Origin of the sequence: Myxococcus stipitatus DSM 14675, from assembly GCF_000331735.1 — a bacterium.
Lineage (GTDB): Bacteria > Myxococcota > Myxococcia > Myxococcales > Myxococcaceae > Myxococcus > Myxococcus stipitatus.
This window is the reverse complement of record NC_020126.1, coordinates 5,515,262-5,541,800: the sequence shown is the minus strand read 5'-3', so window position 1 is coordinate 5,541,800 and position 26,539 is coordinate 5,515,262. Positions and strand designations below refer to the sequence as shown.

General features: G+C 70.7%; 3 protein-coding genes. All 3 read left to right on the top strand.

Going from position 1 to position 26,539, the window contains the following annotated elements; all coding sequences use genetic code 11:
* The 3 genes from MYSTI_RS21400 to MYSTI_RS21390 are packed head-to-tail and all read left to right on the top strand — an operon-like array spanning position 1 to position 26,539.
* Positions 1 to 15,588, top strand: coding sequence for a type I polyketide synthase (locus tag MYSTI_RS21400; protein WP_015349880.1), 15,588 nt, complete (start codon positions 1 to 3; stop codon positions 15,586 to 15,588).
* Entirely contained in the window at positions 15,585 to 22,016 is a 6,432-nt protein-coding gene (locus MYSTI_RS21395) for a type I polyketide synthase (protein ID WP_015349879.1), read from the top strand. The genes MYSTI_RS21400 and MYSTI_RS21395 overlap by 4 nt, the downstream gene beginning before the upstream one ends.
* On the top strand, positions 22,013 to 26,539 hold the full coding sequence (locus MYSTI_RS21390) for a non-ribosomal peptide synthetase (protein ID WP_015349878.1): 4,527 nt from the start codon (positions 22,013 to 22,015) through the stop codon (positions 26,537 to 26,539). The genes MYSTI_RS21395 and MYSTI_RS21390 overlap by 4 nt, the downstream gene beginning before the upstream one ends.

The following is a 26,539-nucleotide window of genomic DNA, read 5'->3' as shown; positions in this document are numbered from 1 at the left end:
ATGTCCAACCAGAGCGATGACTCCAGTGAGCAGTTGTCTCCCGCCAAGCGAATGCTCGTGGCGCTGGAGAAGATGCAGGCGCGGCTGAACGCGGTGGAAGGGGCGGCGAAGGAGCCCATCGCCATTGTCGGCATGGCATGCCGCTACCCCGGGGCCTCCAGCGTGGAGTCCTACTGGCGGATGCTCCAGGAGGGCCGGGACGCCGTGCGCGAGGTCCCCACGGACCGCTGGTCGCCGGAGGAGGCCGCTCTCATCGGCAACGGCGCGATGCGCTGGGGTGGCTATCTCGACGAGGTGGACGCCTTCGACGCGGGCTTCTTCGGCATCTCTCCGCGCGAGGCCGTGCGGATGGACCCTCAGCAGCGCCTGTTGCTGGAGGTCGCCTGGGAGGCGCTCGAGGACGCGGGCGTGGACGCGGAGAAGCTCGCGGGGAGCCGAGGCGGTGTGTTCATCGGCGCCTGCAACGACGACTACCACCTCATGCAGCTCGAGCGCCCCGAGTCCGGTGATGCCTTCAGCATCCCGGGCCTGGCGATGAGCGTGCTGTCGGGTCGGCTCTCGTACACCCTCAACTTGCAGGGCCCCAGCCTCGTGGTGGACACGGCGTGCTCGTCCTCGCTGGTGTCCATCCACCTGGCCTGCCAGAGCCTGCGCGCCCGCGAGTGCAACCTGGCGCTCGCGGGTGGCGTCAACCTCATCCTCTCGCCGCTGTCGCTGGTGCTGGTGTCGAAGCTGCAAGCCCTCGCGCCGGACGGGCGCTGCAAGGCCTTCGACGCGGCGGCCAACGGCTTCGCGCGAGGCGAGGGCTGCGGCGTGCTCGTGCTCAAGCGCCTCTCGGATGCGCAGGCGGAGGGAGACCGCATCCTCGCCGTCATCCGGGGCTCGGCGAGCAACCAGGATGGAAAGTCCACCGGCTTGACGGCGCCGAACGTGCTCTCGCAGCAGGCGCTCATCAAGCAGGCGCTGGAGAACGCCCGGCTTCAGCCCGCGCAAGTCACCTACGTGGAAGCGCACGGGACGGGCACGTCCCTGGGTGACCCCATCGAGGTGGAGGCGCTGCGGGAGACGTACGGAGCGCCTCGGCCGGAGGGGGGCGCCTGTGCCCTGGCGTCCGTGAAGACCAACGTGGGGCACCTGGAGTCGGCGGCCGGGGTCGCGGGGCTGATGAAGGTCGTCCTCGCGATGCGGCACCAGACGCTCCCGCCGCACCTGCACCTCAAGCAGGTCAATCCGCGCATCGGGCTGGAGGACAGCTCGCTCTTCATCCCCACGAAGCTCACGCCCTGGGCGGATGGAGGCCAGCCGCGCCGCGCCGGTGTCAGCTCGTTCGGCATCAGCGGCACGAACGCGCACATCATCCTGGAGGAGGCCCCCGTGGCCTCCGCGAAGCCCTCGCTGCCGGAGCGCGTGGAGGTGCTCACGCTCTCCGCTCGCGACAAGGCGGCGCTGACCGCGCTGGCCTCACGCTACGCGGAGCGACTGGCGAGCGACGCGACGGTGTCCCTGCCGGACTTCTCGCGCACGGCGGCGCTCCACCGCACGCACCATGAGCACCGCGTTTCGGTCCTGGCGGACACGCGGGAGCGCGTCGTGGAGCGGCTGCGCGCGTTCGCGGAGGGGGGAGCGCCTGGGGAGCTGTGGACGGGCCGCAAGGCGTTCGGCGTCCGTCGCAAGGTCGTCTTCGTGTACCCGGGGCAGGGTGCCCAGCGGGCGGAGATGGGCAAGGCGCTCATGGCGAGCGAGCCCGTGTTCCGCGAGGCCCTCGCGCAGGTGGACGCGGTGCTGCGGCCTCAGCTGGGCTGGAGCGTGCTGGACGAAATCGCGGCGGATGAGTCCCGCTCGCGGCTGCATGAAATCGACATCAACCAGCCGGCGCTGTTCGCCGTCGAGGTGGCGCTGACGGCGCTGTGGCGCTCGTGGGGCATCGAGCCCGACGCGGTCATGGGGCACAGCATGGGCGAGGTCGTCGCGGCCCACGTGGCCGGCGCGCTGAGCCTGGAGGATGCCGCGACCATCATCTGCCATCGCAGCCGCTTGATGCGGACCTTGGGGGGACATGGCGCGACCATGGCGATGGTCGAGCTCCCTGTCGCGGAGGCCCAGGAGGCCCTCGTCCCGTGGACAGGGCGGGTGTGGCTGGGCGCGCTCAACAGCCCGCGCTCCCAGGTGCTCTCGGGCGACCCCGAGGCCGTGAAGGAAGCGGTCGCGGCGCTCGAGAAGCGCGGCGTGTTCTGCCGCTGGGTGAAGATGGATGTTCCGTCGCACACGCCGCGGGTGGCCGGCATCTGCCAGGAGCTGGAGGCGCGGCTCGCGCGCATCCAGCCTCGCTCGACGAACCTCCCCATCTGCTCCACGGTGACGGGCGACTTCATCGACGGGGCACGGCTGGACGCCGCGCACTGGGGGCGCAACCTCCGCGAGCCCGTCCTCTTCGCCGCCGCCGCGAGCAAGCTCCTCGCGGACGACTGCGAGGTCTTCATCGAGGTGAGCCCGCATCCCGTCCTGCTCCCCGCGGTCGAGCAGACGATGCGCGCGGTGGAGAAGGAGGGCACGGTGCTCGCGTCCCTCCGTCGGAACGAGGAGGAGCGGCGCACGATGCTGTCCTCGCTCGGCGCGCTGTATGCGACGGGGCACCGGGTCGCCTGGAAGCAGGTGTTCCCCGTGGAGGGACGGCGCGAGTCGCTCCCGACGTATCCGTGGCAGCGCCAGCGCTATTGGATGGAGCCCGTCACCCCGGGCCTTCGCTCGTCGCGAGGCACCGTCGGCCATCCGCTCCTCGGGGAGCGCGTGGACCTCTCCGCGCAGGGTGGGGTCGCGCGGTTGTGGCAGGTGCAGCTGGGGCCTCGGGACTTTCCGATGCTCTCCGAGCACCGGGTCCAGGGTGTCCCCGCGCTGCCCGCGGCGGCGATGATGGACATGGCGTTGAGCGCCGCGCGGCAGGCGTTCGATGGGCCCGTGTCGCTGGCCGACCTCGGGTTCCGCTCACTCCTGTCGTTCCCGGAGGAGCAGTCGCGACTGGTGCAGCTCTGGCTGACGTCGGAGCGTCCGGAGGCGAGCGCCTTCCGTCTCTTCAGTGCTCCGGTGAGCGAGGAGGGGACCGCGGCGGGTGAGTGGACGCTGCATGCGGAAGGCTCCGTCCGTCACGGGACGACCTCCGAGAGCGTGGCCTCGCTCCCGCTGGAGGAGTTGCTCGCGCGATGCGAGACGCGAGCCTCGGTGGAGTCGCAGTACGAAGCCTTCCAGGGCATCGGACTCGACTACGGCCCGAGCTTCCGCACGGTGCGAGAGCTGCGCAAGGCGCGAGGGGAGTCGCTGGGGCGCGTGCAGCTCGCGGAGGAGCAGGAAGCGGAGGCGGAGCGGTACGGCATCCACCCCGCGCTGCTGGATGGCTGCTTCCAGGTGCTCGCGGCGGCGCTGGAGGGAGTCGACGGGAAGGGCGGTGTCTATGTGCCCGTGACCCTCGCGAAGCTGAGCATGCCGGTGCATCCGGGGACGGCGGTGTGGAGCCATGTCCGGGTCTTGGAAGGCAGCTCCACCGCCACGGGGCGAGTGGCGTGCGACGTGCGGCTCCTCGACGAGCGGGGCACGGTGGTCGCCGAGGCGCGGAGCCTGGTGTGCCAGCGCGTGGAGACGTCGCGGGCGCCGGTGGATGAAGTGGAGCGATGGATTCACGCCGTGCAGTGGCAGCCGCAGCCTCGTCCGGAGCGGACGAAGGGCGGACCCGCGGAGCGGGCGGGGCGCTGGTGGGTGTTCGTGGACGGACGGGGTGTCGGCGCGTCGCTGGCGACGGCGTTGGCGGAGCGCTCTCAGGGCTGCGTCATCGTGGAAGCGGGCACTGCCTACGAGCGGCTCGGGGCGGAGCACTTCCGCATCCGGCCCGGCAGTGGCGAGGACCTGCAGGCGCTCCTCCGAGAGGCTTTCACGGAGCAGCTGCCGTGCAAGGGCCTGGTGCACCTCTTCAGCCTCGACACGCCCGACGCGCGGGAGCCGGGGGCACTGGAGAGCGCGCAGACGCTGGGCAGTGTCAGCGTGGTGCACCTGCTCCAGGCGTGGGCCCAGCGTGGATGGCGGGATGCACCCCGACTGTGGTTGGTGACGTCTGGGGTCCGCACGGTCGCGGCGGGAGACGCCTCGGGCGCACTGGCCGCAGCGTCGCTCGTCGGACTGGCGGCGGTGGTGGGGCATGAGCATCCGGAGCTGCGCTGCGTTCATGTGGACCTGAGCGCGAAGCCGGCTTCCGAGGAGGTGGCCGCGCTCGCCGAGGAGCTGCTGGCCGATGGACCCGAGGAGCGGCTCGTGCTGCGCGGCTCGGTGCGCCAGGTGGCTCGGCTCTCGAGAGGGGTGTCCGCTCCGGTGGAGGCACGGCCCTTCGTCGTCGCGACGGACGGCAGCTACCTCATCACGGGCGGCTTGGGCGGTCTGGGACTGGAGGTCGCGAAGTGGCTGGTGGGCCAGGGCGCGCGGCGTCTCGCGCTCTCCGGGCGGGGTGCTCCTTCCGAGGAGGCAGTTCGGGTCCTGGAGGCCCTTCGGGCCGCGGGTGCGGACGTGCGTGTCTACCGCGCGGATGTATCGCGGGAGGAGGACGTCGCGGGCCTGCTCGCGAGCATCGACGCGGAGCTGCCCGTGCTGCGCGGGGTGTTCCATGCGGCGGGTGTCATCGCCGACGGAGTGCTGACGCAGCTCGATGAGCGGCGACTCCGCGCGGTCATGGCGCCGAAGGTCCAGGGGGCGTGGAACCTGCACACGGGGACCTTGGGGCGGCCGCTGGACGTGTTCGTGATGTTCTCCTCGGCGGCGTCGGTGCTGGGGTCGCCGGGGCAGGGCAACTACGCGGCGGCCAACGCCTTCATGGATGCGCTGGCGCACCACCGGGTCGCTGCGGGCCTGCCTGCGCTGAGCATCAACTGGGGCCCCTGGGCGGAGGTCGGGCTCGCGGCGGCGGCGGAGAATCGGGGAGAGCGCCTCGCGCTGCGGGGCGTGGGGAGCATGCCGACGGCGCAGGCGCTCGATGCGATGGGGCGTCTGCTGGCACGTCCCTCGGCGCAGGCCATCGTCGTTCCGTTGGACCTGCGGCAGTGGCGTGAGTTCTACGTGGCCGCGGCGCAGTCACCGTTCCTCTCGGTCCTGATGAAGGAGCAGGCCAGCTCGGCGACGCCGCGCAAGGGCGACGTGCGCGACCGCCTGGTGGCGGCCGAGCCGGGACGCCGTCGGGCGCTGTTGGAGGCGTACTTGCGCGAGCAGGTGGGGCGCATCCTCAAGCAGGACGCGGCGCGCGTCGAGCTGGACCAGCCCTTTGGTGTGCTCGGGATGGACAGCCTGACGGGGCTGGAGCTGCGCAACCGCTTGGAGTCCGGGCTGAAGCTCACGCTGTCCGCGACGCTCATCTATGCGTATCCCACGGTCGCGGCGCTGACGGCGCACCTCCTCGAGCAGCTCGACCTTCCGGTGGAAGCCCTGGCCGATCCGGTGGTGGCGGGGAGTGTTGCCCCCAAGGGGCTTCGCGCGGAGCCCGCGGCCACCGTGGAGCAGGGAGTCGAGCCCATCGCCATCGTCGGTCTGTCGTGCCGGTTCCCGGGAGGCGCGGACAGTCCCGAGTCCTACTGGAAGCTGCTGGAGGACGGAGTGGATGCCGTGCGCGAGGTCCCGGCTGATCGCTGGCGGACGAGCGCGGATGCGGCGGAGCACCTGGGCACGCGGTGGGGAGGTTTCCTCGACCGGGTGGATGGCTTCGACCCGGAGTTCTTCGGCATCGCCCCACGCGAGGCGGTGGCGATGGACCCGCAGCAGCGGTTGTTGCTGGAGGTCGCGTGGGAGGCGCTCGACGACGCGGGGTTGCCGAGGTCCCGGCTCACGGGGACCCGGACGGGCGTCTTCGTCGGCGCGAGTGGCAATGACTACGCGATGCTTCAGGCGCGCGCCGATGTCGAAGGGGACATCTACTCGGTCATCGGTGTCTCCAACAGCGTCATCGCGGGGCGGCTTGCGTACCTGCTGGACCTGAGGGGGCCGGCGCTGACGGTGGACACGGCGTGCTCGTCGTCGATGGTGGCGTTGCACCTGGCTTGCCAGAGCCTGCGCAACCGTGAGTGCGACGCGGCGCTCGCGGGAGGCGTGAACCTGGTGCTTTCGGACAGGCCGGGCCTGTGGCTCTCGAAGCTGTCGGCGCTCTCTCCGGATGGACGTTGCCGAGCCTTCGATGCGGGGGCCAACGGCTTCGTGCGCGGCGAGGGCTGCGGTGCGGTGGTGCTCAAGCGTCTCTCGGACGTGGTGGCGGGGGGAGACAACGTCCTCGCGGTCATCCGCGCGACGGCGGTGAATCAGGACGGTGGCTCCAACGGACTGACCGCGCCGAATGTGCTCGCGCAGCAGGCGCTCATCCGCGAGGCGCTGGCCTCGGCTCGGCTGTCGCCGTCGGACATCGGCTACATCGAGGCGCATGGAACGGGCACGCCGCTGGGCGACCCGATAGAGACCGAGGCGTTGCGCGCGACGTATGGGAAGTCCCGGCCGGAGGGGAGCCCCTGCTACCTGGGCTCGGTGAAGACGAACCTGGGCCACCTGGAGTCCGCGGCGGCGATGGCGGGGCTCATCAAGACGGTGCTGGCCTTGAGGCACGAGGCCATCCCGAAGCACCTGCACTTCAAGGCGCTCAACCCGCGCATCTCGCTGGAGGGAACGCCCTTCGTCATCCCGACGCAGCTCCAGCCATGGCCCGTGTCCGAGCGGCGCCGCTATGCGGCAGTGAGCTCGTTCGGCATGAGCGGGACGAACGCACACGCCATCCTCGAAGAGGCCCCCACCGCGAACACCTCGGCCGCGCGCGGAGAAGTCCACACGGGGCTTGATGGGACTCGGGCCTTGCTGGAGGTCGCGCAGCCGCTCGTGTTGTCCGCACGCAGTGAGGCCGCGTTGAGGGCGTACGCGGGGGCGTATCGCGACTTCCTGTGGGATGCTCGCAGTGAGTCCCTCTCGCTTCGGGACATCGCCTTCACCGCGGCGCTGCGGCGCGGACAGCATGAGCATCGGCTGGCCGTCGCGGGGCGCTCGCGGTCCGAGATCGCCGAGCAGTTGCGCGTCTACCTCGACGGCGGCGTGGCCGCGCAGCTCACGGCGGGGGTCGTCCCGCGCAAGCCGGGCCGGGTGGCCTTCGTCTTCAGCGGGCAAGGCACGCAGTGGAAGGGAATGGGGCGCGAGCTTCTCGCCCAGGACGCGACGTTCGCGGCCGCGCTGAGGGAGTGCGACTCCCTGTTGGCTCCACACACGGGCTTTTCCATCGTGGAGGCGCTGGAGGCGGAAGACCGCGCGTCGCGGCTCGATGAGACGCAGGTGGCACAGCCCGCCATCTTCGCCATCCAGGTCGCGCTCGCGGCGATGTGGCGCTCCCTGGGCGTCGTCCCAGAGGCCGTCGTGGGTCACAGCGTCGGAGAGGTTGCCGCCGCGCATGTCGCGGGTGCGCTGAGCCTCGCCGAGGCCGCGCGCCTCGTGGCCCACCGTGGCCGTCTGATGCAGCGAGTGACCGGCCAGGGGCGCATGGCCGCCGTCGAGCTCTCGCCAGACGAGGCTCATGCGGAGATTGCCCCCCATGGAGAGCGACTCTCGGTCGGGGCCATCAACGACGTGCGCTCGGTCGTCCTCTCGGGAGAACCGTCAGCGCTCGCCCAGGTGCTCGAATCCCTCGAGGCACGAGGTGTCTCCACTCGAGACCTCGGCGTCGACTACGCATTCCACAGTCACCAGATGGTGCCGCTCCAGTCCGAGCTGAAGTCTCTCCTCGGCACGCTGGAGACCCGGCCGACCACCATTCCGCTCTTCTCCACCGTCACGGGTGCCCTCGTCGAAGGTCACTCGCTCGACGCGTCCTACTGGGCGGACAACCTGCGCGAAGCCGTGCGCTTCGCGGATGCAACGAACGCGCTGCTCGAGGACGGCTACCGTCTCTTCGTGGAGCTCGGACCGCAGCCCGCGCTCGGCCGCTATGTCTCCCAGGCCCTCTCGCGCCGCACCTTGGAGGGGGCCGCGCTCTCCTCCATGCGCAAGGGCCGCGATGGTCGCACCGGGGTCCTCGGGGCGCTGGGCGGGCTTCACGCCTGGGGCTTCCCCGTCGACTGGGCGCGCGTGTTCCCCTCGGGTGGGCGGGTCGTCTCGCTTCCCGCGTACCCGTGGCAGCGTGCTCGGTACTGGGTCGACCTCGGCGACTTCGCCATGACGGCGCGCTCGCTGACGCACGAGGCGGGCCACGCGAGGAGCACGGGAGCGTCCACCTCCGCCGAGCTCGTCTACGACGTGTCCTGGCAGGTGAAGGCCCGTGGTGGCGCCGTCACGCGCACGCCCCGGGGTACGGGGACCTGGGTCATCCTCGGTCACCGGGAGGGCCTCGGCGGCGCGTTGAAGGCGCTGCTCAATGCCCGAGGTGAGCCGTGCTGGCTCGTGGTCCCCGGAACGGACACGTCTCCGAGCGACGACGTGCACGCGCTCGACCCGCGCAGCCCCGAGCACTACGAGAAGCTCCTCCGCGAGGTCGGCGAGCTCCGGGGCGTCATCCACCTCTGGGGCGCGGCAGAGCCCTCTTCCGAAGAACCCTCCCTCACGGACCTCGAGTCCGCGCAGCAACACGGTGTCCACTCCGCCGTGCACCTCGCCCAGACCTTGCTGAGGATCGGCACGCCCGGTGTCCGCCTCTGGCTGGGCACGCGGGGCAGTCAGGCCGTGGCGGGAGCCGCGAGCCGCTCGCCGGTTCATGCCCCGCTGTGGGGCCTGGGACGGGTCCTCGCACTGGAGCACCCGGAGCTGTGGGGCGGGCTCGTGGACCTCGAGCCGGGGGCTCCCTCGAACGAAGCCGAGGCGCTGTGGGGCGAGCTTTCCAGCTCCGATGGAGAAGACCAGGTCGCCTTCCGGGGTGGCATCCGCCACGTCGCGCGCCTCGTCCCTTCGACTCCTGCTCCTGTCTCCAAGGCACTCTCGCTGCGAGCCGACGCGACCTACCTCATCACGGGCGGACTGGGGGGCCTGGGCCTCCATGTCGCGCGGTGGATGGTGGAGAAGGGCGCGCGGCACCTCGTGTTGCTGGGCCGCCGTGGACTGCCCGAGCGCGCGACGTGGGGCTCGGTCCCACGAGACAGCGACACCGGTCGGCAGCTCTCCGTGGTCGAGGCCCTGGAGAAGGCCGGCGCGACGGTGAGCGCCGTCAGCGCGGACGTCGGAGACGCGGCGCGCATGGCCGCGGTCATCGACTCCGTGCGCGAAGGCCCCGCTCCCTTGCGCGGCATCATCCACGCGGCGGGTGTCTCCACGCTCGTTCCATTCGAGACGATGGACGACGCCACCCTGTCCGCCATCCTGAAGCCGAAGGTGGCGGGAGCCTGGGCGCTGCACCAGCTCACGCGGGGATTGGACCTGGACTTCACGGTCTACTTCTCGTCGGGCTCGGCGGTGTGGGGCTCGGCGCAGATGGCCCACTACGCGGCGGGCAACCAGTTCCTGGACATGCTGGCGCACTACCGCCGCGCGAAGGGCGAGCGCGCGCTGAGCATCAACTGGGGCCCCTGGGCGGCCGAGGGCATGGCCACGGAAGAAGGCCAGCGCTGGTTCGCGCGCATGGGCATGGGCTCCATCTCCGTGGAGCAGGGCCTCCAGGTGCTCGAAGCGCTGATGGCATCCGACGTCACCCAGCGCAGCGTCGCGGTGGTGGACTGGGAGCGCTTCAAGACCGTCTACGAGGCTCGCGGGCGACGGCCGCTGCTGGAGGGCCTCGGGACTCCGACGGTGGCGCCGCGCTCCACCGCGCCGTCTGCCACGGGCAGCGAGTGGCTGACGACGCTGCGCAACGCCCCGAGCGAGCGCCGCGCGGAGCTGATGACGACGTGGGTGCGGGAGGAGGTGGCTCGGGTGCTCGGCTTCCCCTCGGCGACCTCGGTGAAGGTGGACCAGGGCTTCGTCGACTCCGGCATGGACTCGGTGACCGCGGTGGAGCTGCGGAGCCGGCTGTCCGCGCGACTGGGGATGCCGGTGGCCTCCACGGTCGCGTTCGATCATCCCTCCGTGCAGGCGCTCTCGACGCACCTCCTGCGGGACGTCCTCCGCGAGGAGGAGAAGACTGTGGCGGTGGAGCGTGCGGCCATCGCCGTGAACGAGCCCATCGCGATTGTCGGCCTGGGCTGCCGGGTGCCGATGGCCTCCGGGCCCGACGAGTTCTGGCGACTGCTGGAGCGAGGTGTCGACGCCATCCGCGAGGTGCCCTCGGACCGGTGGGACCTGAGCGCCTACTACGACCCCGAGGGAGCACCCGGGAAGAGCTACACCCGGTGGGGCGGTTTCGTGGAGGGGGTCGACCAGTTCGACCCTCGGTTCTTCGGAATCTCTCCGCGCGAGGCGGCGAGCATGGACCCGCAGCAGCGCCTGCTGCTGGAGGTGACGTGGGAGGCGCTGGAGAACGCGGGCATCGCACCGGCCCGGCTCGCCAACACGCGCACGGGTGTCTTCGTGGGCCTGGGCAGCAACGAGTACGCCTCCATCCACGGTGTGGGGACGGACAAGGCCGCGGGGGACGCGTACATCGCCACGGGCAACGACGCGAGCTTCGCCGCGGGGCGGCTGTCCTTCGTGTTGCGGCTCCAGGGCCCGGCGATGAGCTTGAGCACCGCGTGCTCTTCGTCGCTCGTGGCCGTGCACCTCGCCTGCCAGAGCCTGCGTGCGGGAGAGAGCAACGTGGCCCTCGCGGGCGGCGTCAACCTGACGCTGTCACCGCACTCCACGGTGTACCTCGCGCAGCTCCGCGCCCTCTCGAAGGATGGCCGTTGCAAGACCTTCGATGCCTCCGCGGACGGCTACGTGCGCAGCGAGGGCTGCGGCATCGTGGTCCTCAAGCGCCTGTCGGACGCGCGCCGGGATGGCGACGAGGTGCTCGCGGTCATTCGCGGCTCGGCGGTGAACCACGACGGACCGAGCAGCGCGCTCACCGTGCCCAACGGCGCGGCACAGCAGCAGGTCCTCCGCGCCGCGCTGGAGAACGCCGGAGTGGCGCCGAGCGACGTGGACTACATCGAGGCGCACGGCACGGGCACGTCGCTGGGCGACCCCATCGAGATCCGGGCGCTGTCCGACGTGCTGGGCCAGGGGCGGACGCCGGAGCAGCGGCTGCTCATCGGCTCGGTGAAGACGAACATCGGCCACCTGGAAGCGGCGGCGGGCATCGCGGGCCTCATCAAGGTCGTGCTGGCCCACCGGCACGGGGTCATCCCTCCGCACCTGCACTTGAAGCAGCTCAATCCGCACATCGAGCTGAACGGCTTCCCGCTGGACATCGCGACGCGGGCCACGCGGTGGCCTGAGCGACAGCGTCCGAGAATCGCGGGGGTCAGCGCCTTCGGCCTCAGCGGCACCAACGCGCACATCGTCATCGAAGAGGCCCCAGCCCCCGTGCCCCCGGCCCCGGCTGCGCGGCCGGAGCGAGCCTTCCAGGTCCTCGCGCTGTCCGCGAAGACGGAGGGAGCGCTGAAGCAGCTCGCGACGCGGATGAGCGAGCACCTCGCGGACCACCCCGAGCAATCGTTCGCGGACGTCAGCACCGCCGCGAGCACCCAGCGCTCCGAATTCTCCCATCGCCTGGGCCTCGTGGCCGACTCACCGAGCCAGGCGCGCGAGCGGCTGCTGGCGTTCGTGCGAGGCGAGGAGGCGGAGCGCCTGGTCCACGGCCGCGCGGGTGACGAGTCGCCTCGGGTCGTCTTCCTGTTCACGGGGCAGGGCTCGCAGTACGCGGGGATGGGCCGGGAGCTGTATGCCTCCGAGCCCGTCTTCCGGGCGGCCCTCGACCGTTGCGACGCCCTCCTCGAGGGAAAGCTGAGCGAGTCGCTGCTGTCGGTGATGCACGGCGCGGGCGAGCGCATCGACGAGACGGAGTACACGCAGCCCGCGCTCTTCGCGCTGGAGTATGCGCTGACGGAGCTGTGGCGCTCGTGGGGCGTGGAGCCCTGGGGCGTGCTGGGCCACAGCGTGGGCGAGTACGTGGCCGCGTGCGTGGCGGGAGTGCTGACGCTCGAGGAGGCGCTGCGCCTCATCACCGAGCGCGCGCGGCTCATGCAGGCGCTGCCCCGGGGCGGGGAGATGGTGGCTGTCACCGCGAGCGAGGAGCGGGTCTCGGCGGCGCTGGAGCCGTACGCGGGGCGGGTCTCCATCGCGGCGGTGAACGGGCCACAGGACACGGTCATCTCCGGCGAGCGCGAGGCGGTGGACACCCTCGCCGGGCTGTTCCAGGCGGAGGGACTCAAGACCCGACGGCTCACGGTCTCCCACGCCTTCCACTCGCCGTTGATGGACCCGATGTTGGAGTCCTTCGAGCGTGAGGCCAGGAAGGTCACCTGCCGGGTGCCGCGCATCCGCTTCGCGTCGAACGTCACGGGGCAGGTGCTCGAAGGGGAGGCGACGCTCGACGCCGCCTACTTCCGCCGCCACGTCCGCGAGGCCGTGCGGTTCCACGACGGCGTGCGTGCGCTGCGAGCGCAGGGCGCGGATGTCTTCGTGGAGGTCGGGCCGCATCCGACGCTCACCGGCCTGGCGATGAAGGCGCTGGGGGATGAGGGGCTCACCTGGCTCTCCTCGCTGCGAAAGGGCCAGCCCGAGGAGCCACACCTCCTCACGAACCTGGGCGCGCTGTACACGCGTGGGCTCACGGTGGACTGGGCCGCGCTCAACGGGGACCGCCCCCGTCGGCGCGTGGCCCTGCCGACGTACCCCTGGCAGCATCAGCGCCACTGGCTGGAGGTCCCCAAGTCGACGCGCCCCGCGGCACCGCGCGCGGCGAGTGGTCATGCCCTGGTCGGCCAGCGCGTGCGCTCTCCGCTCAACAAGGCGCTCGTCTTCGAGGCGCGCTTCAGCGCGGAGGCGCTTCCGTTCCTCGATGACCATCGCCTGTATGGAACAGTCGTCGTGCCGGGCTCGTGCCACATCTCGCGCATCCTGGCGACGGCGGCCCAGGCGCTCGGGCCCGGCTCGTACACGTTGGAGGACTGCCTCTTCCCGCAGCCCATCGTGCTCGCCGAGGGAGAAGAGCGGCTCGTGCAGCTCGTGCTCACGCCCAAGGGGCAGCACCGCTACGGCTTCGAGATCTACAGCGTGGAGTCCTCCGTCGAGGACGAGTCCGCGAGCTGGGTCCTCAACGGCTCCGGTGCGTTGCAGGTGGAGGAAGGGGCCGCACGTCCCGCGCCCCTCTCGTTCAAGGAGATTGAAGCGCGCTGCACGCATGTCGCGGACGCGGGGATGTACGAGCAGAACCGCGACATCGGCTACCACCTGGGGCACGGGTTCCGGTGGATCGACCGCATCCAAGGCGGAGAGGGCGAAGTGCTCTGCCAGATGCGAGGCCCCACGGACCAGGATGACCCGAGCCTGTTCATCCACCCCGGACTGGTCGACTCCTTCCTCCAGGCGTTGGGGACGGACCTCGTTCGCGCGAAGGAGCAGTTGTCCACCGTCTACGTGCCCATCTCCCTGGGCCGCTTCCGCTTCCACGAGCGCCCGACGGGGCCCGTGACGGCATACGCGGTGCGCAGGGACGGCGGGGGCGTCACGGGGGAGATCATCTCCGGTGACGTGTACGTCGTCGGCGCGGACGGCCGGGTGCTCGTGGAGATCGAAGGGCTGAAGCACAAGCGGGCCCCTCGCGAGGCGCTGATGGCGGTGCTGCGGCAGGACTCGCGAGATGCGATCTACGAGGTGGGCTGGCAGCGACAGGCCCTTCCCGTGGGGGTCCCCGCGCGCGGCCGGTGGCTCCTGCTCACGGAGGGCACCGGTCCCGCGGAGGCGCTCGCGTCGAAGCTGCGTGAGAGCGGCTGCCGTCCGATTCGAGTCCAGCCGGGAGCGTCGTTCCTCCGCCACGGAGAGGACCACTTCACCATCGACCCACGACGGGCGGAGGACTACCTGCGGCTGCTCGCGGAGGCGGCGTTGCCCGGCGAGCCGCTCGCGGGGGTCGTCCATCTCTGGGCCCTCCAGGAGGGGGCACCCCAGCGGATGGACGCGGCGCATGCGCTGAGCTGCGGAAGCGTGCTCCACCTCGTCCAGGCGTTGGCGAGTGGTGGGCCGTCCTCCGCGCGGGTGTGGCTGGTGACTCGCGGAGCCCGTGCGGTGGGAAGCGGGCCTCGGCCGCTCGCGCTGGAGCAGACTCCGCTGCTGGGGCTTGGTGTCGTCTTCTCACAAGAGCATCCCGAGCTGTGTGGGGCGCTCGTGGACCTGGACCCCGTCACCTCCGAGGGCGACGTGCTCGCGCTCTGGCGAGAGCTCAGCGCGACGGACGGCGAGCGGCAGGTGGCCATTCGCGACGGCCAGAGGCATGTGGCGCGTGTGCGGGCCGCGAGGGACGAGCGCCGGGCGGAGGCTCCCCGGCTGCGTCCGGACGCGAGCTACCTCATCACCGGAGGTCTCGGAGGACTGGGGCTCGCGTTGGCGCGGGGCCTGGTCGACCGGGGGGCGCGTCACCTCGTGCTCCTGGGGCGGGGGGCTCCCAAGCCAGAGGCGTGGGAGGTCATCCGGGCCATGGAGTCGGCGAGCGTGAAGGTCGCCGTCCTCCAGGCGGATATCTCGAAGCGAGAGGACGTGCGGCGCGCGCTCGAGGCGGCGGTCGCGCTCGCACCCCTGCGAGGCGTGGTGCACGCCGCCGGTGTCCTGGACGACGGTGTCCTCCTGCAACAGGACTGGGAGCGCTTCGCGCGGGTGCTCGCGCCCAAGGTGGAGGGCGCGTGGCATCTGCATGAGCTGACGCAGGGGATGGAGCTCGACCTCTTCGTCCTCTACTCCTCGGCCTCCGCGTTGCTGGGGGCGAGGGGACAGGGCAGCTATGCGGCGGCCAATGCCTTCCTGGATGCGTTGGCCCACCATCGGCGGGCCCTCGGGCTGCCGGCGCTGAGCGTCAACTGGGGACCCTGGGCCGAGGTCGGAATGGCGGCAGCGCTCGCCGCTCGCTTCCGGACGCAAGGCATCGAGACCTTCACGCCGGTGGAGGGGCTCAAGGCCCTCTGGCGCGCGCTCGCTTTCGACAAGGCACAGCTCACGCTGATGCGCGTCGACTGGTCTCGCTACCTCTCACAGCTCCCGCCCGGCGCGGCGTCGTCGCTGTTCTCGGAGCTGGCCGCGCGGGAAGGGGCGGCAACCTCGGTGGACCCAGGGGCGTCGCAGAAGGTGCGTCGCCAGTTGGAGGCCGCGGCGCCTCGACAGCGGCTGTCGATCCTCATGGAGAACGTGAGGGCCGAGGCCATCAAGGTGCTGGGCCTCGACCCGGCGTTCCCGCTGGAGCCTCGGCAGCGTCTGTTCGAGACGGGGATGGACTCGCTGATGGCCCTGGAGTTGCGCAACCGCTTGCAGGGCGTCGCGGGAGCGGCGCTGCCTTCGACGCTGGTGTTCGACTACCCCAGCGTCGAGGCGCTCGCGACGTACCTGCTCCGCGAGGTCCTCCATCTGGAGGAACAGCAGACGGGGGGCGTGGAGGAGGCGAAGGCGGAGGAAGCCGCCCTCGTCGAGAAGATCATGGACCTGTCGCCGGATGAGCTCGCCGCGTCGCTCGACGCGAAGCTCGCGGCCCTGATGGAAGAAATCGGATGAGCAAGCCAGACAAGTCGACTGAACTCTCCGCGCTCCAGCGCGCGGCGCTCCTCGTGGAGAAGCTCCAGGCCCGCCTCGAAGGGGTGGAGCGCGCTCGCACCGAGCCGATTGCCGTCATCGGGCTGGGGTGCCGTTTTCCCGGAGGTGCCTCCGACGAGGCGTCGTACTGGAAGCTCCTGCGGGACGGCGTGGACGCCGTGCGCGAGGTGCCTGCCTCGCGCTGGGACGCGGCCCGCTACTACGACCCCGAGCGAGGGGTCCCCGGGAAGATGTACGGCACCCGGGGGGGGTACCTCGACGACGTGGAGCACTTCGACGCGCCCTTCTTCGGCATCTCTCCTCGGGAGGCGGAGACGCTCGACCCTCAGCAGCGGTTGGTGCTGGAGGTCGCGTATGAGGCGCTGGAGAACGCGGGACAGGCTCCGGACCGGCTCGTCGGGAGCAAGACGGGCGTGTTCCTGGGGGTGATGTCCAACGACAACATGGCGCGCCTGATGAAGCGGGAGGACAACACCCGCTTCGATGGCTACTCGGCGACGGGCAACGGCTTCTGCTTCGTGCCCGGTCGACTGTCCTACGTGCTCGGACTCCAGGGACCGAGCATGCCGGTGGACACCGCGTGCTCGTCCTCGCTCGTCTCGCTGCACCTGGCCTGTGAGAGCCTTCGCAGCGGCGAGTCGACGATGGCGCTGGCGGGAGGAGTCAACCTCATCCTGTCTCCGGAGATCACCCTCTGCCTCTGCAACATGCAGGCGCTCGCGGGGGATGGGCGGTGCAAGACCTTCGACGCCTCGGCGGACGGGTACGTGCGAGGCGAGGGCTGCGGCATCCTCGTGCTCAAGCGGCTGTCGGATGCGCAGCGGGATGGGGACAAGGTCCTCGCGCTGATTCGAGGCTCGGCGGTCAACCATGACGGAGCCAGCGGAGGACTGACGGTGCCGAGCGGCCCCGCGCAGCAGACCGTCGTTCAGCGCGCGCTCGACAACGCGCGCATCGACCCGGCGCTGGTGGGGTACATCGAGGCGCACGGCACGGGCACACCGCTGGGGGACCCCATCGAGCTTCGTGCGCTCGGCGCGGTGCTGGGGAAGGGACGTCCGGCGGACCGGCCGTTCTTCATCGGCTCGGTGAAGACGAACATCGGGCACCTGGAGCCGGCGGCGGGAATCGCCGGGGTCATCAAGACCATCCTCTCGCTGAGGAACAAGGAGCTTCCTCCGCACCTGCACTTCCAGACGCCGAATCCCCACATCGAGTGGGACCGCATCCCGGCCCGAGTGCCCACCGCGCGCACGCCCTGGCCCGCCATCGAAGGCCGCCGCATCGCGGGGGTGAGCTCCTTCGGGCTGAGCGGGACGAACGCGCACGTGGTGCTGGAGGAGGCCCCGGAGCCCGCGACGGTGTCCCCGGAGGACGGCCGGGCACAGCTCGTCGTCCTCTCGGCGAAGACGCAGCCGTCGCTGGCGCTCGCGGTGGAGGCGTGGCGCTCGTTCCTGAAGCAGGACTCCGGTGACTCGGTCGCGGACCTGAGCCACACGGCGGCGCTGGGCCGCGCGCACCATGACCACCGGATTGCCTTGGTCGCGAAGACGCGCCAGGAGCTGGCCGAGCAGCTCGACGCCTTCACCACGGGAGAGAGTCATCCCGGGTTGTCCGTGGGGCGGAGGAGCGCGGGCTTGCCTCGGAAGGTGGTGTTCGTGTTTCCGGGGCAGGGTTCGCAGTGGCAGGGCATGGGGTGCAGGCTCTACGCCGACGACGCCACCTTCCGGGAGGTCATCGACCGGTGCCACGAGGCGATGCGGCCGTTCACCGACTGGTCGCTGCGAGACATGGTGTCGTCGCCCGAGTCTCCCGCTCGCTGGAATGACATCGACGTCATCCAGCCGACCCTGTTCGCGATGCAGGTGGCGCTGGCGGCGGTGTGGCGCTCGTTGGGCATGGAGCCGCATGCCGTCGTGGGTCACAGCATGGGTGAAGTGGCCGCGGCGCACGTGGCGGGAGCGCTCTCGCTGGAGGACGGCGCGCGCATCATCTGCGAGCGGAGCAAGCTGCTGCGCGGCGTCAGTGGCAAGGGGGCCATGGCGGTCGTGGACCTCTCGAGGGCCCAGGCGGAAGCGGAGCTCCGAGGCTTCGAGGACCGCATCGCCATCGCGGTCAGCAACAGTCCTCGGTCGACGGTGATCTCCGGAGACCCGGGGGCGCTGAAGGAGGTGGTGGAGCGGCTGGAGCGGCGCGAGGTCTTCTGCCGGTGGGTCAAGGTGGATGTGGCCTCGCACAGTCCGCAGATGGACCCGCTGCGGCAGGCCCTGCTGGAGCGGATGTCGGGCGTGAAGCCGAGCACGAGCGTCATTCCCATCTGCTCCACGGTGACGGGGACGGTGCTGGATGGTCGCGAGATGGACGGCGCGTACTGGGTGCGCAACCTGCGTGAGCCGGTGGTGTTCGCGGACTCGGTGAAGCGCCTGGTGGACGACGGCAATGTGACGTTCATCGAGCTGAGTCCCCACCCGGTGCTCATCCCGTTCGTGGAGGCGATGCTGAAGGAGTGGGACACCTCTGGACGCGGGCTGGTTGTTCCCAGCCTGCGCCGTGAGCAGGAGGAGTGGTCCGTCCTGCTGTCGTCCTTGGGGCGGCTGTATACGAATGTCGATGGGGTGGATTGGCGTCGGCTGCATCCCGTGAAGCGCCGGCCTGTCTCGCTGCCCACGTACCCGTGGCAGCGCGAGAAGTACTGGATTGACGTGGAGGCGGGGGCGGCGACGCAGGGGCGGCGCGTGGGGGGCGGAGGGCATCCGTTGCTCGGGGCCTCGTTCACGACGTCGGTGCAGCGGGGAGCTCGCTTCTGGGAGTCGGCGTTGGCGCCGACGGAGCCGGCGTATCTGGCGGACCACCGGGTGGGCGGAGCGGTCATCCTTCCGGCGACGGCCTATCTGGAGATGGCGCTCTCCGCGGCGCACGAACTGTTGGGTGATGGCGAGTGCGAGCTCGTGGGGACCTCGTTCAAGGAAGCGTTGCTGTTCCCCGAGGGGCAGACGCGCACGGTGCAGACGGCGCTGACCGACGAGGGTGAGGAGAGCGTGGCCTTCCTGCTGTCGAGCCAGATGACGGGCGAGGCGGGGACGGGCTGGCTGTCCCATGCCGCCGGCCGGATTCGGAAGACGCGCAGCGAGCCGGAGCGGACACCCGAGTCGCTCGAGGCCATCCGGGAGCGCTGTGGCGCGAGCGTGGCGCGTGAGGCTTACTACGAAGCGCTGGCGAGTCGTGGTGTCACCTACGGTCCGCGATTCCAGGGCGTGCAGCAGGTCTGGCGTGGGAGCGGTGAGGCGCTGGGCCATGTGCGCCTGCCCGAGCACCTGGTGGCGAAGGCGGGGGAGTACCGCATCCATCCGGTGTTGCTGGATGCGTGCTTCCAGGTGGTGGCCGCGGCTGTCGATGAAGGGGCCGCTGGGGGCAACACGGGCCCCGCGGTGCCGGTGCTGCTGGAGACCCTGCGCGTCCACGAACGCCCGGGCGCCGAGGTCTTCTGTCATGTGCGGTCGAGGGCAGGACAGCAGGAGGATGGGGCGGCGCTCGACTTCGACCTCGTGCTGATGGATGGGGCGGGCCGAGTCCTCGTGGAGGCGAATGGGCTGCGCATGCGGCGATTGGAGGGCTCGGCCGCGGAGCGTGATGCGCACGACTTGTTCTTCGGACAGGAGTGGAGGCGAGCCCCCGAACCCGGTGCTCCGGATGTGGAGGCGGGGGGCTCGGGAAAGTGGCTGCTCCTGGGGGAAGGTGGCGAGCTGGGCGCCGCGGTCGAGTCGCTGCTGCGGGCACGACAGGATGAAGTCCTGCGAGTGGATGCCGCGCGAGAGCTCGAGCCCGTGCTGGTGGAGGCGGGAGCGGGGTTGCGAGGCGTGATTCACTTCGCGAGCTCCGGCGCGGAGCGAGGGGAGGACTTCACACCCGCGACGCTGGAGGAGAGCCGGGCGTTGGGTTGTGGTCCTGTCCTGGACGTGTTGCACGTGCTCACGCGCGCCCGGCTGCGTCAGTCGCCTCGGTTGTGGCTGGTGACGAGGGGTGTCCATGACGATGTGGCCGGGAATCTGGCTGCGAGTGTGGGGCAGGCCCCGCTGTGGGGGCTGGGGCGCACGCTGGCGCAGGAGCATCCCGAGTTCCGGTGCAAGCGCGTGGATGTGTCAGCGCGGCTGGGGCCTGGGGATGCGGCGGAGGCGTTCGTCCGGGAGTTGGTCGGCTCGGATGCCGAGGAGGAAGTGTCCCTGCGGGGGGACGGGCGCTACGTCGCGCGCATCGTCCGAAGTGCACCCGAGAGGCCCGAGCACGAGGCCGTGGTGTCCGCGCGAGGACGCACCTTCCGCGCGGGACACGCTGAAGAGGGGCGCTTCGAGCTGAGGGCGGATGAGCGGTGCCCGCCTGGGGCGGGAGAGCTCGAGCTCGAAGTCGAGGTGCTGGTGCTTCATGGGGACGGCGCTGCGTCCTCCGTGGGCTGTGGCGGGCGGGTGGTGGCGCGGGGTGACGGAGTGAGGGGCGTCGAGACAGGGGACGAGCGGATCGCCCTCATGTGTTCGGCCCTGGGCTCCCACGTCACGGTCCCTGTTGCCTGCACGGTTGAGAGACCGGCATCGCTGCCCATGGCGAAGGCCGCGGCCATGGCGGCGACGCTCCTCCCCGCCTGGTATGCGCTCCACCACCTGGGGAGGCTCCAGCGCGGTGATCGGCTCCTCGTCGCCGGGGCCCCGAGCGAGACGAAGAGGGCGGTGTGCGAGCTCGCCAGCCGAGCGGGTGCAACCGTTGTCGAGGCCGAAGCCGGGCTGATGGACGGGGTTGATATCGCCGTCCTCACGTCTGGCGCGAACAGCGCGGACAAGGGCTTGTCGGTCCTGAATGAAGGCGGTCGCGTGCTCGACCTGCGCGAGCCCGCGGCACGAGCTCGTGCAGGTGGCGCGAACGTCGCTTACTGCGCCGTCGACGTGACGGAGCTCGCGCGTCGTCGGCCTGAACGACTGGCGGCTCTCTGGCGCGAGGTGGTTGCATCTCTCGAAGAAGAGGGGGCATGGGCTCCGCGTGTGACGGCCGTACCCGTCTCCCTGGCGGGGACTGTTGTTCGTGACTCACTGGCTGGTGTGCCCGGGGATTCACGGGCACATGGCGATTCCGTCGTGCGGAGCTCCTCGGTCACGGGAGCGCAAGCCTCGGCGGCGCCGGTTGTCGTCCTCAACTTGAACGACCCGCAGGCCCGTGTCGTCGTGCCCGCGAAGGACGCACGACGGCTTCGTGAGGATGGCACCTACCTCATCACTGGTGGCCTCGGTGGACTCGGGCTCGCGGTGGCGGGGTGGATGGTGGAGCAGGGGGCTCGGCGGCTGGTGCTCCTGGGGCGTGGAACGCAGTTGAAGCAGGCACAGCAGGAGGCCATCGCCGCGATGGAGTCCGCTGGTGCACGCATCACCGTCACCGGTGCCGATGTGGCGCAGAGGGAACAGCTCGCGCGGGTGTTCGCGGACATCGCCGCGAGTGGCGACCCACTGCGCGGCGTCGTCCATGCCGCCGGTGTCCTGGACGACGGTGTCCTCGCGCAGCAGACGGAGGAGCGCTTCCGTCGCGTCATGGCTCCCAAGGTCCTCGGTGCGTGGCACTTGCACGAGCTGACGCGAGACGTGCCTCTCGACTTCTTCGTCTTGTACTCCTCGGCGGCGTCGTTCTTCGGCGCACCGGGCCAGGGCAACTACGCGGCGGCCAATGCCTTCATGGACACGCTGGCCCTCCAGCGTCGTGCACGTGGCTTGCCCGCCCTGAGCATCAACTGGGGCGCCTTCTCGGAAGTCGGCCTGGCCGCCGCGCAGGACAACCGAGGCGCACGCCTCGCGCAGCGCGGCGCGGGCAGTCTCACTCCAGCGGAGGGCAACACGATTCTCGGACGGCTGCTGGATGGCGCCGCGACGGGGATGGGGGTCATGCCGCTCGACCTCCGTCGGTGGACGGAGCTTTCACCCCAGGCCCGCTCCTCTCCGTGGTGGTCGGAGCTGATTCCCGCGGGCTCGGGCGCGGCACTCGGGGCCAGGGACGAGGCCCTGCTGGATGCCCTGCGCAAGGCGACGCCCGAAGAGGGGCGTGCCCGTATCGAGCAGCTCGTTCGTGAGCAGATGGCGCGAGTCCTCCGGTTGGATTCCTCGCGCATCGACCGGGAAGCCCCGTTGCAGAGCTTCGGTCTGGACTCACTGATGGGCCTGGAGCTGCGCAACCGCTTGGAGGCGGCGCTGGGCGTACCGCTGCCGGCCTCCCTGATGTGGAAGCACCCGACGCTCGCCGCGCTCGGGGAACACCTGACTGGCGAAGTGATGGACCGCACCCTCGCGGAGCAGCTCGCACAAGCGAGCCTCGCCGAGGGCACCGGCACCGCCGACGACAACGAGGTCTTCGTCCTATGAACATCCGAGAGTTCCTGGTCACCCTCACCCAGAAGGGCGTGGGCCTCCGCGCGGACGGAGACAAGCTCGTCGTCCAAGCCGGCAAGGCGGTCCTCTCACCCGAGCTTCGCGCCGAGCTCGTGGCGCGCAAGGGGGAGATCCTCGCGTTCCTGCAGAAGCACACAGGGCAGGGCAGCGACGCACCCCAGGCCCCCACGAGGCCCGAGGTCCTCCCATTGGCCACGGGCCAGGAGCGACTCTGGTTCCTCGACCGGCTCCTGCCGGACACGGCGCAGTACAACGTCCACCTCGGCCTCCGGGTTCGCGGCGCACTCGATGTCCCGGTCCTTCGCCGAAGCCTGGACGAAGTCGTCCGTCGGCATGAGGTGCTGCGCACGCGGTTCCCCGAAGTGGACGGAACGCCTCGCCAGGTCATCGCGCCCGCGGAGAGCGGCGCGGAGCTGACCGTCATCGAGCGCCTGGGACTCTCGGAGCAGGCGCGAGAGGCCGAGCTCATCCGCTGCTCGGAAGAGCTGTCCCGGAAGCCCTTCGACCTGTCCAGCGGCCCCCTGCTGCGAGTCACCCTCGTCGCGGTCGGCCCCGACGACTTCGGCCTCTTCTTCACGCAGCACCACATCATCACGGATGGGTGGTCGCTCGGCGTCCTCATCCGGGAGTTCTCCGCGCTGTACGGCGCCCACGCGCGAGGACAACCCTCTCCGCTGCCACCGGTCTCCATGCAGTTCGCGGAGGCCGCGCTGCGAGAGCAGTCCTGGCTGCGAGGCGATGCGGCGGCCCGCGAGCGTGCGTACTGGAAGGAGAAGCTCACGGGCCTGCCGCAGCTCCAGCTTCCCGTGGATCGCGCGGTGGCCCTCCAGACGTACCGAGGCGCCGTGCTTCCGTTCCATCTGACCGAAGCCCTCGGCGCGGACCTGAAGGAGCTCGCCCGCCGAGAGGGATGCAGCCTCTTCATGGTCCTGTTCTCCGCGCTGGCGGCGCTCTTCCATCGCTACTCAGGGCAAGCCGACTTCGGCCTGGGAACGGTGGTCGCGAATCGAGGGGCCGTGCCGCCGGGCCTCATCGGCTTCGTCGCGAACACCCTCGCGCTGCGGTGTGACCTGTCCGGCGACCCGACCTTCGCGCAGTGGCTGGCCCGTGCGCGGACGGTGGTCCTGGAAGGCATGGACCATCAGGAGCTGCCGTTCAGCGAGGTCGTGCAGGCCGCGGGGGCTCCGCGGGATGGCGGCTTCAATCCGCTGGTGCGTGCCTGCTTCACGCTGGAGAACATCCCGGCGCCGACGCTCGATCTGCCAGGGACGAAATGGTCGTTCCTGCGAGGCGCACCCGACGGGAGCGTGGAGGGCACGGCGAAGTTCGACCTCGCGCTCATCATGGCCACGGCGGAGCGCGGGCTCGCCGGAATGCTGGAGTACTCGACGGAGCTGTTCGACGCGCGCACGGCCGAGCGGATGGTGGGGCACTTCCAGGTGATGCTGGAGGCCATCGTGGCGCATCCCGAAGCGCGCCTGTCGAAGCTCCCGCTGTTGACGCAGGAGGAGCGGAACCAGGTCCTCGTCGAGTGGAATGACACCGCCTTCCCCGTTCCCTCAACGAGCATCCACGGACTCGTGGAAGCCCAGGTCGAGCGAACGCCGGAGGCCGTGGCCCTGGTGAGCGGCCCGCGACGCATCACCTACGAAGAGCTGAACCGGCGCTCCAACCAGCTCGCACACCACCTGCGGCGCCTGGGCGTGGGCCCGGAAGTGCGAGTGGGCATCTGCGTCGAGCGCACGGAGGATGTCGTCATCGGACTGTTGGGCATCCTCAAGGCGGGAGGCGCCTACGTCCCGCTCGACCCCGCGTATCCGAAGGAGCGCCTCGCGCTCATCCTCGAGGATGCCCGGGTCCCCGTGCTGCTCACCCAGCGGCGGCTCCTCACGGACCTGCCCGAGCACAGCGCCCACGTCCTCTGCCTGGACTCCGACAGACCGGTGCTCGACGCCGAGCGGACGGAGCGTCCCGCGGGCGGAGCAGGGCCCGAGAACCTCGCGTATCTCATCTACACCTCGGGCTCCACGGGCCGGCCCAAGGGCGTGATGATCGAACACCGCGGCGCCGTGGCCTTCCTCGTCTGGGCGACGCGGGTCTTCTCGGGGGCACAGCTCGCGGGGACGCTGGCCTCGACGTCGATGTGCTTCGACCTGTCCGTCTTCGAGATGTTCGCGCCGCTGTGTGTCGGCGGCACGGTCATCGTCGCGAAGAACGCGCTGGAGCTGCCGGAGCTTCCCTCGGCTCGAGAGGTGACGCTCATCAACACCGTGCCCTCGGCGATGAACGCGCTCCTCCTGGCGGGGGCCGTCCCTCCGTCCGTCAGCACGGTGAACCTGGCGGGTGAGGCCCTGGGCGCCGCGCTCGTCGAGCGCATCTACCAACTGAGCCACGTGCAGGGCGTGTTCAACCTCTACGGCCCCAGCGAGACGACGACGTATTCGACCTGGACGCGCGTGGCGCGTGGAGAGCACGTGCTCATCGGGCGCCCGGTCGGGAACACGCAGGTCTACGTGCTGGACGCGAACCTGGAGCCCGTTCCGCCGGGAGTCCCGGGCGAGGTCTTCATCGCGGGCCTTGGTGTCGCGCGAGGCTACCTGGACCGCCCTGAGCTCACGGCGGAGCGCTTCGTGCGTTCTCCCTTCGGAACCGAAGACGGAGCGCGCATGTACCGGACGGGGGACCTGGCGCGGTGGCTGCCGGACGGGCGGCTCGACTACCTGGGGCGGATGGACCACCAGGTCAAGCTGCGAGGCTTCCGCATCGAGCTCGGCGAGATTGGCGCGGTGCTCGTGAAGCACCCTGGCGTGCGAGACGCCGTGGTCGTCGTGCGAGAAGACCCGGGCGCGGAGAAGCAGCTCGTCGCGTACGTGGTCGCGCGAGGGGAGCAGCCCCTGGACCCCGCGGACCTGCGCAATCACCTGAAGACCCGGCTGCCCGAGTACATGGTCCCCGGCATCTTCGTGCGCATGGAGTCCCTCCCGCTGACGCCCAATGGCAAGGTGGACCGCAAGGCGCTCCCGGCACCCGACGGCGCACGAGCGGGGACGACGAAGGCGTACGTCGCGCCGAGGACGCCCGACGAGGAGGCCCTCGCCACCGTGTGGCGTGAGGTGCTGCGCGTCGACAAGGTGGGCATCCACGACAGCTTCTTCGACCTGGGAGGCAGCTCGCTGTCGCTGTACCAGGTGCTGACCCGTGTGCGCGCCGCCTGCTCCGTCGAGCTGACGCTGCGCGAGCTGCTCCAGGCGGCGACCCTGGAGGACCTCGCGAAGATGGTGGAGGCCGTGCGCTCGGGCGTGCGCGTGGTGCGCGAGACACAGGCGGACATGGCGGCGGACGCCGTGCTCGAGGCGGACATCGACCCGAGAGGGCTCCCCGCGCCGCGCACGCTCCCGCCGCGCACCCTCCTGCTCACGGGCGCCACCGGCTTCCTGGGCGCGTTCCTGCTGGAGGAACTCTGCCGCAAGACGGACGCGAACATCTGGTGCCTCGTGCGCTGCTCGGATGCGCGGGATGGGATGCGCCGGATTCGCAAGAACCTGGAGGGCTACTCACTCTGGAGCGACGCGCTGGCGGCGCGAATCGTCCCGCTGCGAGGGGACATCGGCAAGCCGATGCTGGGCCTCTCCGAGGCGGAGTTCGAGCGCCTGTCCAGCGAGGTCGACGTCATCCTCCACAACGGCGCGCTGGTGAACTTCCTCTATCCCTATGAGGGGCTGAAGGCGGCGAACGTCCTCGGAACGCGGGAGATTCTCCGGCTGGCCACGCGGACCCGCGTCAAGCCGCTGCACTACGTCTCCACCATCTCGGTGCTCGCCTCGGGGCGCTCCGAGGCGATCCGCGAAGATGAGCCGCTCGGGCCACCGGGCTCGGTGGCGGGCGGCTACTCCCAGAGCAAGTGGGTGGCGGAGAGCCTCGTGAGGGAGGCGTCGCGGCGGGGGCTCCCGGTCTCCATCTACCGTCCTGGGCGAATCACCGGCCACAGCCAGACGGGGGCGTGGGGCGCAGAGGACCTTCTCTGCAGGACGCTCCAGGCCTGCGTCCGGATGGGGGCGGCGCCCCAGGTCGACGCGATGATCGAGCTGACGCCCGTGGACTACGCGAGCCGGGCCATCGTGGGCCTCGCGGCGCATCCTGAGTCACTCGGCCAGACGTTCCACATCGTCAATCCCAGGACCGTCCGGGCCACCACGCTCTGGAGCGGCATGCAGGCGTTCGGCTATCCGCTGCGCATCCTGGGCTTCGACGCCTGGCTGACCGAGCTCGCCGCCGCGCAGGCCTCCGACGCGGTGCTCATGGAGCTCCACTCCATCCTCCAGCAGGTTCCCCCGGAGGACAGGACGGCCTCGGGACCCCGGATGGCGGTGTGTGACAGCCAGAACGCGGTGAAGGCGCTCGAGTCGCTCGGGACGTCGTGCCCCCAGGTCAACGACACGTTGCTGTCGACGTACCTCGCCTCTCTCGTCCGACGAGGCTTCATCTCCGCACCCTGA